The sequence below is a fragment of the Agrobacterium sp. D14 genome (genome assembly GCF_001526505.1).
Classification (GTDB): Bacteria; Pseudomonadota; Alphaproteobacteria; order Rhizobiales; family Rhizobiaceae; genus Agrobacterium; species Agrobacterium leguminum.
Window position 1 is genome coordinate 450,205 of sequence record NZ_ASXX01000001.1, and the last position, 12,231, is coordinate 462,435.

Genomic DNA, 12,231 nt, shown 5'->3' on the forward strand with positions numbered 1-12,231 from the left:
GACTAGACATGTCTCTCACAGACACCGTTCCCCAGGCACGCCGCCGCGATCTGCGCATTCCGCTCGCCGCCGTCCTGATCGTCGTAGCACTTGCCGCGCCCTTCATCGGCACGCGTTACGTTACCCACTCGCTCATTATCGCGCTCATCTTCATGCTGCCGGCGCACGGGCTCAACCTGCTTGTCGGCTATACCGGCCTGCTGTCGCTGGCGCAGGCGGCTTTCTTCGGCATTGGCGCCTATACAGCCGGTCTGCTGGCGGTACACTATGAAACGCCATTCTATGTGAACCTCATTGCCGCCGGCTTCGTCGCCGGCGCGCTTGCCCTGCCGCTCGGCATTCCGGCTTTGCGTCTTCGCTCGACATCCTTCGTCATGTGTACGCTCGGTTTCGTCATCATCGGCCAGGCAATCGCCAAGAACTGGATTTCGCTGACCCGCGGCGACATGGGCCTTTCCGGTATACCGAAGCCCTATTTCGAGCTTGGCCCGCTCTCCTTCACGGTCAGTGGAACCACCAGTTTCTATTATCTGGCTCTGGCCATCTGCGTTCTGGGAACGCTTGCCGCATGGGCAATCGTCCGCTCGCCGGCGGGCCGCAACATGGTGGCCATTCGCGAAAACGAAACGCTGGCGGAATCCCTCGGTGTTCCGACCTGGCGTTACAAGCTGATCGTTTTCATGCTGAGCGCCGTCTTTGCCGGGGTAGGGGGCAGCCTCTATGCCCATTACCTCACGGTGGTCAGCCCGCTGACCTTCCAGATGTATTATTCCACGACGATGCTGATCATCGTTCTTGGCGGTGGTGCTGGCATGATTTCGGGAACCGTGTTCGGCAGCCTGCTCTTCGTCGGACTGACGGAGGCGCTGCGCGTCGCTCCTGAAGTGCGGATGATCGCCTATGGTTTCTGCCTTCTCGTTCTCGTCTTCTGGTTCAAAAAAGGCTTTGCGCCCCTGATCAATCGCTTCTGGAACGCGATCGGAGGTTCGAAATGACAGCTCATCTTCCCATCCTTGAGATAAAGAACCTCAGCAAGTCCTATGGCGCGGTGAAGGCGGTCAACGATGTCAGCATGCATATCGATCGCGGCGAGATCGCCGGACTGATCGGGCCTAATGGCTCCGGAAAGTCCACCTTCTTCGATTGCAGCACCGGGCTTGCCCGGCCGGATACCGGCAAGGTGATACTGGACGGGCAGGATATCACCGGCTGGTCGCTCAACCGCATCGCCCGCGAAGGCCGCATGCTGCGCTCGTTCCAGAAGACAGTGACCTTCAAGGCGCTCGATGTGGAGGAGAACCTCATCATCGCCGGCCAGATGTTCACATTTCCCTCGCTCCTGTCGACATTCGGCCTTGGCGGCATGTCGCGCCGCCGCGTGGCCGGGTTGAGAGAGCGGGCGCGCGAGCTGATCAAGATGGCGGGACTGTGGGACGTTCGCCACCAGCCCGCCGGCAATCTCTCCGGCGGCCAGCAGAAACTCATCCAGTTCGCTTCCATGCTGATGCCGGAACCGAAGCTTATTCTGCTCGACGAGCCGATGGCGGGCATCAATCCGAAGATCATCGAGCGCGTGGTGGAGACGATCCAATATGCGAACAAGTCTCTTGGCGTGAGCTTCCTCGTTATCGAACATAATATCGATGTCGTCACCAGCATCTGCCAGCGTGTGGTCGTGCTCGATCAGGGAACGAAACTGGTCGAGGGCCTGCCGCATGACATCATTCAGGACCAGCGTGTGAGGGAGGCCTATCTTGGCGGCTGACAGCAATCTTTCCATCCAGGGCCTGCGCGCGGGTTACGGCAATCTCGATATCCTGAACGGCGTCGATCTGGATGTGCCGGCCGGGCAATTCGTGGCTCTCATGGGGCCGAACGGGGCGGGCAAATCCACCCTGCTCAAGACGCTTTACGGCATGACGACCATCAAGGAAGGCGGCATCGACTGGCGCGGCAGGAATATCGCCGGATTGTCGTCGCGCGCCATTCTGGGGGAGGGGATATCCTTCGTGCCGCAGGGCCGTTGCAATTTCCCGGTCATGACCGTCGATGAAAACCTGCAAATGGCCGCCTATACCATTCGCGATGCGAAGGTGAAGGCGGACCGGGATTATGTCTACGACCTTTTCCCGATCCTGAAGACACGGCGCTCGACGCTCGCGGGCAATATGTCGGGCGGCGAGCAGCAATTGCTCGAAGTGGCGATGGCGGTTCTGCAGCGGCCGAAGGTGCTGCTGGTGGATGAGCCCTCGGTCGGCCTGTCGCCGGCCGCAATCGGTATCGTCTTCGATGAACTCCTGCGGCTGCATGCAAATGGCATGACCATCCTGCTTGTTGAGCAGAACACCAAAAAGGCCATGGAGGTGGCCGAGCGCGCCGTCATTCTCCGTCTCGGCAAGGTGATCTGGGACGGCACGCCGGCGGAGATCACCCATGACGAACTTGGCGAATTGTTCCTGACCGGAAAGATGCGCGGCGAACTCGAAGCCGCGCACTGACTGGTCCAAAGCTTTAGATTGAGACGAGGAAAGACCATGAGCACTTTCGTGCCAGCATCACGCGTGTCGAAAATTAAGGTTTCGCCAAGCACAGCGGCGGCGGCCCGCGCCCGCGAATTGAAGGCCGCCGGCCGCGATATCGCCGACCTGACTGTGGGCGAGCCGGATTTCGATACGCCGGAAGCCGTCAAGGCGGCGGCGCATGCCGCCATCGACCGCGGCGAGACCAAATATACCGCTGTCAACGGCACACCGGCGCTGCGCAAGGCGATCATCGGCGACTTCCAGAGACGTCTCGGCATCACCTATGGCGATAGCGAAATCTGCGTTGGCGGCGGCGCCAAGCAGATCCTGTTTCTGGCGCTGATGGCAAGCGTGGAAAACGGTGCGGAGGTCATTATTCCGGCTCCCTACTGGGTGTCTTATCCCGATATGGTCATTGCCAATGACGGCACGCCCGTCATCGTCGCATGCCCGGAGGAAACGGGGTTCAAACTGACGGCCGAAGCGCTGGAAGCGGCGATCACCCCGAAGACGCTGTGGCTGATCCTCAACGCCCCCTCGAACCCGACGGGTGCTGCCTATAGCGAAGCGGAACTGAGAGCGCTAGGCGACGTATTGCTGCGCCATCCGCATGTCATGATCCTTTCCGACGATATTTACGATCAGGTCTGGTTCAGGGATGAGCCGATGAAAACCCTCGTTTCCGTCGTTCCTGAACTGAAGGACCGTGTGCTTCTGACCAACGGCGTTTCCAAATCCTATGCCATGACAGGATGGCGGATCGGTTATGGGGCAGGGCCGGCAGCACTCGTCGCCGCCATCAACAAGTTGCAATCGCAAATGTCATCCTGCCCGTCCTCGGTCAGCCAGGCCGCCGCCGCCCATGCGCTTTCCGGCGACCAGACATTCGTGACGGAAAGCGTTGCGGTCTATAAACAGCGGCGCGACTACGCCTGTGCGCGCCTGAACGCGATCCCCGGCCTCTCCTGCATGGTTCCGGATGGGGCCTTCTACCTCTATCCGAGCTGCGCCGGTGTGATCGGCAGGACGACGGCGGATGGCAAGGTGATCGAAAACGATCTCGATTTCGTCCTCTATCTCCTCGACAGCGTCGGCGTGGCGGCTCTCCAGGGCGCGGCCTACGGGCTTTCGCCCTATTTCCGCATCTCCTTCGCCACCTCCATGGAAGTGCTGGAGGATGCATGCGACCGCATCGAGCGTGCGGTGGCTGCGCTAAGGTAGGGCAAATCGGACCCGTAAACAGGCTCGCCTTTACAACGGTTTGTGCAGCTTTTCACCTCCCGTCATTCCGGCCTTGAGCCGGAATCCAGCCAGCCCAAGTCCTTGGGCTGAAAAGACTTGTCCCGCCGCGCCGACGCGTGTCGACTGGATTCCGGCTCAAGGCCGGAATGACGGAGGTGGGGATGTACGCGCACAGTTGCGTCGTGCACATATACCGAAAAACACCTATCCCATTGAAATTACGCGCCGTCCTCGCAGAAACCCATTCCTGTTTCCGCATCGATGCGCTAGGATTTCCCCAAAAAAGTGGGGACCGATGAGCGTCGATTTCAAAAAACTCAAGAGCTTCGTCAAGATCGTCGATACCGGCAGCGTTTCGCGTGCCGCCGGCATTCTTCGTGTGGCGCAGCCGGCGCTGTCGCAGCAAATCGCGTCGCTGGAACAGCATTTCAAACACCAGCTGCTGTTGCGCAGCAATGTCGGCATCGCGCCAACCGAAGCCGGGTTGATCCTCTATCGCCATGCGCAGATCATGCTGAAGCAGATCGAGCAGGCGCAGACCGATATCGACCGCTCGGCCCGTTCGGTCTCCGGCCGGGTCTCCATCGGGCTCGCTACCTATTCCTCCTCCAGCGCGCTGTCCTTGCCGCTCATCAAGGAGATGAGGGCGCGGTTTCCGGCCATCACGGTCCATATCAACGACAGTTTCGGCCATATCCTCAGCGAGCTGATCATGACCGGCAAGATGGACATGGCGCTGATCTACACCTCCGATCCCATCAAGGGCGTGACGCTGGAGCCGTTGTTCCGGGAAGAAATGTTCCTCGTCTCGCCCGCCGAGATGAGGCTGCCGGCCGAACCCGGTCAGCCGCTTCCGCTTTCGGCGCTGGATGGCCACGCGATGCTGCTACCGAGCAAGGCGCATTTCCTTCGCCGGCTCATCGATGAAGGACTGGCGCGGGCGCGCGCGAAGCCGGAGGTCATTTCAGAACTGGAATCCGTGCCTGCTTTGGGCGCTGCGGTACTGGACGGTCTCGGCTCAACGATCCTTCCAGCCTCCGTTGTTCTGGAAACCCCGAGCTTCAGCGGCGCGCAGCTGCACCCGCTCACAACCCCCGTCATAGACGCCACGGTTTCGCTCTGCGTCTCCGATCATATGCCGCTTTCCGAGCCGGCTCTGGCGGCGCGTTCCGTGCTTCTCGAGATCGTCACAAAGCTCAAGAGCGGCCACCACCCCGGCATTCGCGCCATCTGAATTCGCTATAAGCAAACCCTATGGCGGCAGACCGAGGTTGTGTTGGTAAAGGTGGGCTGAAGGCTTCAATTTTCCATCAGTGAACGGATTCAAATTTGGGTCCACAAGGCAGCCAAAGAGGCTGCATGGTCGCTCGAGGGAAACAATGGCAAAACTGGCTTTCGATACTGGCGGTACCTTTACCGATTTCGCGCTTCTGGACGACAGCGGCGAACTTCACCTCCATAAAGTCCTGAGCACGCCGAAAAATCCGGCCGAAGCCGTTGTTCAGGGCGTGTCGGAGCTGCTCGAAAAGCATGCGGACGCGATTGCCATCGAGAACCTGCAGGTGCTTGGTGCAACCACCGTCGTCACCAACGCCGTGCTGGAGCGCAAGGGCGTGGAAACCGGTTTCGTTACCACCGACGGTTTTCAGGACATGCTGCGCATCCGCAACGAGGGGCGTTACGATCTCTACGATCTGAACATCAAATATCCCGATCCGCTGGTCACCCGCGCCAACAGTTTTGGCGCCGAAGAACGTATCGCCGCCGATGGCGAGGTGATGACGGAACTCAAGGAGGAGACCGTTCGCGAGATTGCCGGACGGCTGAAGGAAAAGGGCATCCGCTCGGTGGCGGTCTGCCTGCTGCACGCTTACAAATATCCGCAACACGAACAGCGCGTCGCCGCCCTTCTGCGCGAGGAAGACCCGGATATCTTCGTGTCCTTGTCTTCCGAGGTCTGCCCGGAAATGCGCGAATTCGACCGCGCCTCGACAACGGTGGTCAATGCCTATACCCGCCCGCAAATGTCCGGCCACGTCGCCCATCTGCAGCGGGAGTTTGCTGAGAAGGGCATCGACCGGCAGGTGCTGTGGATGACCTCTTCGGGCGGTCTTGTGCCGAGCCGTCGCGCCGCAGAACTTCCTGTCCGACTGATCGAATCCGGCCCAGCCGCAGGTGCCGTTGCCGCCGCCGAATTCGGCCGCACGGCGGGCGAAGCAAGCGTTCTTTCCTTCGACATGGGCGGCACCACCGCCAAGCTCTGCCTCATTCCCGATGGCGAACCGAATGTCGGCACCGATCTCGAAGTCGCGCATTACCAGCGCTTCCGCAAGGGATCCGGTTTTCCTCTGAAAATTCAGTCGATCCAGATGATCGAGATTGGCGCCGGCGGCGGTTCCATCGCCGCGAAGAACCCGCTCGGTCTTCTCGATGTCGGCCCGCATTCCGCTGGCGCCATGCCGGGTCCGGCGGCCTATCAGCGCGGCGGAACCGAACCGACGGTGACCGACGCCGATATTCTGCTCGGTTACATGGGAACGGAATCCTTCGTCGGCGGCTCGTTCAAGGTGTCGAAGGACGCCGCCCACGGGGCGATGTCCAAACTGGCCACTTCTCTCGATGTGTCTGTCGAGCGCTGCGCCTGGGGCATCCATGATCTCGTCAATGAATCCATGAGCAAGGCCGCTGCCATGCATGCGACCGATCTCGGCGTCGATCCACGCTCTTTACCGATGGTGGCCTTCGGCGGAGCAGGCCCAGTGCACGCCTACGGCATCGCCCGCAAGCTCGGCATTTCGCGCATCATCTGCCCGACCGGCGCGGGCGTCAGCTCCGCCATCGGCCTGCTGATCGCGCCGGTCGCCGTCGATCTCTCCGCAAGCCATCCGATGGCGCTCGATGCCTGGGATATCGAGGCAATGAACCGCCTGCTCGATGATCTTTCCGCTCAGGGGGCGGAAGTCGTTTCGGCCGCCGGCGTTCCGAAGGAGACGATCACCAATCGTTATACCGTGGATATGCGCCATGTGGGGCAGGGACACGAGATCACGGTGGTGCTTCCTGACCGTAACCTGCCGAAAGACCTTTTCCTCGAAGAATTGCGCAGCAGTTTCTTCAAGCTCTATCGTGAATTGTTCGGCCGCACGGTGGCCGCGCCGCTGGAAGTCATCACCTGGCGTCTGCGCGCCAGCGGCGAGAAGGATCAGGTCACCCGGCCGCATGAAACCGTCGTTGCCGAAGCCCGCAAGGGCAGCCGGCAGGTCTATTTTCAGGAGGCGGGCGGCTATGTCGAAACCTCGGTTTACGACCATTACAAGCTGCCGGTCGGCCACGAGGTAAAGGGGCCTGCCATTGTGGAACAGCGTGAATCAACGGCCGTTGTCGGGCCGAGCGGCGCCTTCCATGTCGATGCCCACGGCAATCTCGTGATCAATATTCTCTAAGGGGCAGTCAGATGTCGAAACCCGAAACCGATTTCAACGATCCGATCAACCTTCAGGTCATGTGGAACCGCCTGATCTTCATCGCGGATCAGGCCGACAACGTGCTCGGCAAGACGGCATTTTCGCCGATCGTGCGAGAGAACCATGATTACGTTACGGTGCTTCTCGACAGTAAGGGCAGGGCGCTGGCGCAATGTACCTGGTCGATCCCGGTTTTCATCACCTCGCTGCCCGCAGCGGCGCAGAAATATTTCCTGCCGAAGTTTCCGGTCGAGATGCTGGAAGAGGGCGATGTTTTGGCCACCAACGATCCGGAAATCGGAACCGGCCACCTGCCTGACGTGACGATGATCACGCCGATCTTCAAGAATGGCAAGGTCGTCGCCTATGCGGGGTCCATCGCCCATCTTCCCGATATTGGCGGCGCGCCGCTGCATTCGGAAGCCAGCGACATTTTCGCGGAGGGCATCCGTTTTCCCATCGTCAAGCTGCTCAAGGCCGGCGTTCCGAACGAGGACGTGTTCGATATCATCGCAGCCTCCGTCCGCCTTCCCACGGAAGTGCGCGGCGATCTGGAATCGATGATCGCCGCCAACAATGTCATGGGCCGCGAACTGGTCAAATTCCTCGATGAATACGGGCTTGACGATGTCGATGGGCTGGCGGACGCCATCCACACCCGGTCGGAGGCGCAGACGCGCAAGGCGATCCGCGAATGGCCGAACGGCACCTATTCCGCCGAAGTCCTGCTCGACGGCTACGATGTCGACGTCAAGCTGAAAGCCTCGGTGATCGTCAGGGACGATTCCATTCATGTGGATTATACCGGCACCTCGGATCAGGTCCTGCACTCGATCAACTGCCGCACGAACTATCGTTACGCCCATTCGGTCTACGCGCTGAAATGCCTGCTCGATGCCGAAACGCCCAATAATGAGGGCTGCATCGTCCCGATCACCGACGAGGCGCCGCTCGGCTGCATTCTCAATCCGCAGGAATGGACGGCGGGCAATTCGCGCAACCTCATCGGCCACGTCATTCCCTCGTTGATCTTCAAGGCGCTGGAAGGCATCGTGCCGGAAAAGGTTCTGGGCGATAGCGGCGGCGCGCCGATCTGGGCGGCCAACTGCGTCGGCCAGCGTAACGATGGCACGCAATATGGTTCCGTGCAGAATTTCCATGGCGGGCAGGGCGCACGCGCCGAATTCGACGGGCGGACACGCTGAGTTTCCCATCCAACTGCAAGGTCACGGCCATCGAAATGTTCGAGGTCGCCGTTCCGGTGCTGACGGAACGCAAGGAACTGATCGCCGATTCCGGTGGCGCCGGCAAACATCGCGGCGGCCTTGGCCAGCGCGTCGTTCTGCGCAATCTCGGCAAAAACCCGATGAACATCTATCTGGCATCGGAACGCGTCCGCCATCCCTGCTTCGGCGTGGTGGAAGGCCAGAGCGGGTCCGCCGGCAAGGTGATGAAGCAGGGCAAGTCGCATTTCCCCAAGGGCAAGGTCGTTCTTCAGACCGGTGAACGTCTGGAAGTTCAGACACCCGGCGGTGGCGGCTGGGGCAGGGCCAGCGAGCGTTCGCGCGCGCTGATCGAACAGGATATTTCCGAAGGTCTGGTCACCGCCAAGGCGGCGAAAGAAATCTTCGGCTATTCTGGCGCCATTGCTGCCGCAGCCGAATAGGAGATGAGAATGGGACTGCTGAACGGAAAAATTGCGCTGGTAACCGGCGCCGGTTCAGGCATCGGCCGCGAAACCGCAATTCTGCTCGCGAAAGAAGGGGCGACGGTCGTTCTGACCGGCCGCCGCCTCGATCCGCTGCGCGAGGTTGCGGAACTGATCGAGAAGAAGAAGGGCAAGGCGATTGCCCGCACGCTCGACATCGCTTCGCGCGAGGCGATCTTCGCCACGGTGAAGTCGATCGGCGAGGCCGTCGGTCCCATTGATATTCTGGTCAATAATGCCGGTTCCGCCAGCAAGGTGCTCAACGCCCGCTTCATCGGCGAGGAGGAGTGGAACGCCACCATCAACGTCAATCTGACGGCCGTGTTCAACCTGACACAGGCGGTGCTGCCGGAGATGATCGCAAAGGGTGAGGGTACCATCATCACCGTCTCATCGCTTGCCGCCCTCAATCCCAATCTTCTGGGCGGCGTGGCCTATGGTGCGGCGAAGGCGGGCGTGAAGAACTTCATGGCCTTCCTGCACAATACCTATCGCAACCAGGGTATCCGCGCGACGACCATTCTGCCGGGCGAGACGGATACGCCGATCATGAACAACCGCGCGCGGCCGCCCCTCAAGGAAGAACGCGCCGTGATGATGGATCCGCATGACGTGGCCCGCGCCGTCCTGCTTTGCGCCAGCCTGAGCAAAAGCGCGGTCATTCCGGAACTGCACATCTGCCCGACCCATATGCGTGACACCTCGAAGGATATCGAAGTCGCGCGCTGGGTGGGCGCGCCGGATGACACGCCGGATATGCCGAAAAAGAACTAGGGAGAGACGTACATGAATGGAGCAAAGCTGCGCGCCCGTATTGCGGCGGGTGAAGCTATCAGCATGTTCACCCCACACCATACGTCGTCGGGCCTTTCCGCCCGGCTGGTGGAACTGGGCGCGGACGCGGTCTTCCTCGATTGCGAGCACGGCACATGGAGCTTTGAGGATGTGCGCGCGACCGGGCAGGTGGTGCGCTCCGTCGGTGGCGCTGCCATCGTACGCCCGCATTCGCACGAGCGGCCGCTCATCATCCGCTATCTGAATGCCGGTGCGGACGGGATCATGGTGCCCATGGTCGCTAATGCCGAGGAGGGCCGCGCGATTGTCGATGCGGTGCGTTACGCCCTGCCGTCCGATTATGAAAAGCGGCTGGTCATCGCCATGATCGAGACTGTCGATGCAATCGATGCTCTGGACGAGATGCTGACGGTCGAGGGCATCGACGTCTTCTTCATCGGCCCCGGCGATCTTTCGCAGGATATGGGCTATCCGCCCGCGCCGCCATTCGGCGAGCCGCGCCCGGAGGTGGTGATGGAGAAGGTCGCCATCGCTGTCGACAAGATACGCGCAGCCGGAAAAATCGCGGGAACGCTCGCGACGCTGGATGAAATGCCGCACTGGCGGGAGCGCGGCGTGCAATTCTTCTACGTCCATTCCGATCCGTTCCTGCGCCGCGGTCTCGCCGCGGTGAAGAAGGCGCTCGCCTGAGGCGGAGCAGGGGTTTTTAGGCTGAACGATGCCGCAAGCGAGGGCCTGAAGTTTCAGGCCCTCGCCATGCAGTTAGAATTCCGCCGTCACGGGTTTCCACAAATGCTCCGGATCGAAGCCGTCGCAGCGCGCGATCACAATCCGGGTGCCGTTTTTAACGCGCCGCCGCAAAAGATCGGAACGGTCGGACGGCGCCCGAAGCGAACCGTCATCCTGAAGCTTCTGCAGCATCGACCGAGAAAGCCCGAGTTCAGACGCCAGCAGACGATCAAGGCGTATGCCGGTCTGAAACGGAACCATGAGATCGATCTCCGCCATGGCCCAGTCGGGAGGTTCATCCCGGATCTGTTTCGCGATATTGAATTCGGGAAACTCGTCGACGCGTTGCGATTTGCGCCGCAAGGCTTCGAGGTTGAATGTCTCCGCCCTTATCCATTGCGGATCGTTGGACTGCAGCGCTTCGAGAACGGCAGGGCTGATGTCCCGGACATTCTGGCGCTCGAAAATCGGCCTGTTCCAGCTCTTGTCGCAGATTATGCATCTATAGATAAGCCAGGCATCCAGTTTGCGGCCATTGGCATTGAGCCGGATCTTGCCACGGGCCTGAAATGCCCTCAGGCCGCCGCATCCGCTGCATGCAAGCCAGGGCTGGGGCGCCGTTCGTGGCGTAATGGTCCATTGGACCCGAAGTAAGTTGCACATGGTCTCTTGGTCTTCCATTCGGAAGTCCACCAAGATGGTGCAGGAGAAAACCCTCGCGGGAACGGCATGGCGGTGTTCTGGGGTGGTGAAGAGCTGAGACAGCGGCGCTGCGCAGGGCACATTGTAACAATGCCAGACCGGTCTCTTGCCACCACCCGATGAACATGATCATACGCAGACAGCCTGTGGCTATCCGCAATACGGGTGAAACTGGATTGAGACCGGTATTTACTTAGGCAAAGTCTACCTCGATGCGCCAATGCTCTTCGGCGGCGACAATAACAAATGATCGCTCCGAAGCAGAGTCATCCAGTGCAGCGAAAAGGCGGAAAGCCGCTGCGATGCGACTTTTATGCAACGTCAGGTGACCCGCCCATTCTTCCCGGTTCAGATGACGTTGCGGACAGGCTATATCGTCATAAAAATAATGGAAACAAATACTTACATAACGGCTTATGCGTTTATTTCCGGGAATCGGAGGATTTATGCCTGCTATCTGCGGCTGTCGGAAACGGAAGCATACGTCGGAGAGTCGCGTCCTTGCGGATGAGATGGTGCCATAAAGCCGCCGCCACATGAAGAAAGACGATGGCTGCGGCAAGGTAGGCGAGGGTGGCGTGAACCTCGCTCCAGAAGGCCTCCGCCTGGTCGGAAATCATCAGAGGTAATCCCGGCACGACCACGAGGTCGAAGACGTAACTGGGGATTTGCAGAGGCGAGGTCGACGCAATTGCCCAGCCGGCGAGGGGAACGGCGAGCGTAAGGAACAGCAATGCGGCGTGAGCGGCCCGCGCGGCGAACCTCGATACCAGCCCTTCGCCTTCAGGAGCCTGCGGCTTTCTGCTGAAAACCGACCACAGGAAACGCGGCACGGCGAGGGCCAGCACCAGAAATCCTATCGACTTGTGATATTGGAACAGGTCGAACTGAAGAACCGGGTCGATATTGTCGCGGCTCATCAGATATCCCAGCGCAAGCTGCGCCAGGAAAAGCACCGCGATTGTCCAATGGAACGCGATTGCCACCAGTCCGTAAGATATGGACGTATTACGCCACGGCCGTTCCCGCGTCGTTGCGCTATCGGAATGATCCTCGAAATATCTCATCG

At 60.3% G+C, this 12,231-nt stretch carries 10 protein-coding genes and 1 pseudogene; 9 read left to right on the top strand and 2 right to left on the bottom strand.

Annotated elements, in window-relative coordinates; genetic code table 11:
• Positions 1 to 8 precede the first annotated feature (8 nt).
• The 9 genes and pseudogenes from L901_RS02215 (at position 9) to L901_RS02255 (ending at position 10,421) form a co-directional block, all read left to right on the top strand.
• Positions 9 to 995 carry a branched-chain amino acid ABC transporter permease gene (locus L901_RS02215; protein ID WP_059752942.1) on the top strand — a complete coding sequence of 329 codons (987 nt, stop codon included), beginning with the start codon at positions 9 to 11 and terminating at the stop codon, positions 993 to 995.
• Positions 992 to 1,765, top strand: coding sequence for an ABC transporter ATP-binding protein (locus tag L901_RS02220; RefSeq protein ID WP_059752946.1), 774 nt, complete (start codon positions 992 to 994; stop codon positions 1,763 to 1,765). Before L901_RS02215 ends, L901_RS02220 begins: the two co-directional genes overlap by 4 nt.
• A complete protein-coding gene (locus L901_RS02225) occupies positions 1,755 to 2,498 on the top strand; it encodes an ABC transporter ATP-binding protein (RefSeq protein WP_059752949.1) in 744 nt (247 codons plus the stop codon). Before L901_RS02220 ends, L901_RS02225 begins: the two co-directional genes overlap by 11 nt.
• Before the next feature lie 36 nt (positions 2,499 to 2,534).
• On the top strand, positions 2,535 to 3,743 hold the full coding sequence (locus tag L901_RS02230) for an aspartate transaminase (protein WP_059752952.1): 1,209 nt from the start codon (positions 2,535 to 2,537) through the stop codon (positions 3,741 to 3,743).
• Positions 3,744 to 4,059: 316 nt separating this feature from the next.
• Complete coding sequence (gene nac / locus L901_RS02235) at positions 4,060 to 4,998, top strand: nitrogen assimilation transcriptional regulator NAC (protein ID WP_059752954.1); 939 nt, start codon at positions 4,060 to 4,062, stop codon at positions 4,996 to 4,998.
• A gap of 145 nt (positions 4,999 to 5,143) precedes the next feature.
• A complete protein-coding gene (locus tag L901_RS02240) occupies positions 5,144 to 7,207 on the top strand; it encodes a hydantoinase/oxoprolinase family protein (RefSeq protein ID WP_059752957.1) in 2,064 nt (687 codons plus the stop codon).
• Between the two features lie 11 nt (positions 7,208 to 7,218).
• Positions 7,219 to 8,894, top strand: a pseudogene (locus tag L901_RS02245) (hydantoinase B/oxoprolinase family protein).
• Positions 8,895 to 8,903: 9 nt separating this feature from the next.
• Positions 8,904 to 9,710, top strand: coding sequence for an SDR family oxidoreductase (locus L901_RS02250; protein WP_059752960.1), 807 nt, complete (start codon positions 8,904 to 8,906; stop codon positions 9,708 to 9,710).
• A 12-nt stretch (positions 9,711 to 9,722) separates the two neighbouring features.
• Positions 9,723 to 10,421, top strand: a complete 699-nt coding sequence (locus L901_RS02255; protein ID WP_059752963.1) for an HpcH/HpaI aldolase/citrate lyase family protein — start codon at positions 9,723 to 9,725, stop codon at positions 10,419 to 10,421.
• Positions 10,422 to 10,493: 72 nt separating this feature from the next.
• Here the strand turns inward: L901_RS02255 and L901_RS02260 are convergent, their stop codons facing one another.
• Positions 10,494 to 11,141 (bottom strand): DUF1062 domain-containing protein, encoded by a 648-nt coding sequence (locus tag L901_RS02260; RefSeq protein ID WP_371259704.1) that lies wholly within the window; start codon positions 11,139 to 11,141, stop codon positions 10,494 to 10,496.
• A gap of 443 nt (positions 11,142 to 11,584) precedes the next feature.
• A complete protein-coding gene (locus tag L901_RS02265) occupies positions 11,585 to 12,229 on the bottom strand; it encodes a cytochrome b (RefSeq protein ID WP_059752969.1) in 645 nt (214 codons plus the stop codon).
• Positions 12,230 to 12,231 lie beyond the last annotated feature (2 nt).

Bases quoted from the DNA above. Each gene is read 5' to 3' on its own strand.
- L901_RS02215 (WP_059752942.1), top strand. From the start codon at position 9: ATGTCTCTCACAGACACCGTTCCCCAGGCACGCCGCCGCGATCTGCGC.
- L901_RS02220 (WP_059752946.1), top strand. From the start codon at position 992: ATGACAGCTCATCTTCCCATCCTTGAGATAAAGAACCTCAGCAAGTCC.
- L901_RS02230 (WP_059752952.1), top strand. From the start codon at position 2,535: ATGAGCACTTTCGTGCCAGCATCACGCGTGTCGAAAATTAAGGTTTCG.
- nac (WP_059752954.1), top strand. From the start codon at position 4,060: ATGAGCGTCGATTTCAAAAAACTCAAGAGCTTCGTCAAGATCGTCGAT.
- L901_RS02240 (WP_059752957.1), top strand. From the start codon at position 5,144: ATGGCAAAACTGGCTTTCGATACTGGCGGTACCTTTACCGATTTCGCG.
- L901_RS02250 (WP_059752960.1), top strand. From the start codon at position 8,904: ATGGGACTGCTGAACGGAAAAATTGCGCTGGTAACCGGCGCCGGTTCA.
- L901_RS02255 (WP_059752963.1), top strand. From the start codon at position 9,723: ATGAATGGAGCAAAGCTGCGCGCCCGTATTGCGGCGGGTGAAGCTATC.
- L901_RS02260 (WP_371259704.1), bottom strand. From the start codon at position 11,141: ATGGAAGACCAAGAGACCATGTGCAACTTACTTCGGGTCCAATGGACC.
- L901_RS02265 (WP_059752969.1), bottom strand. From the start codon at position 12,229: ATGAGATATTTCGAGGATCATTCCGATAGCGCAACGACGCGGGAACGG.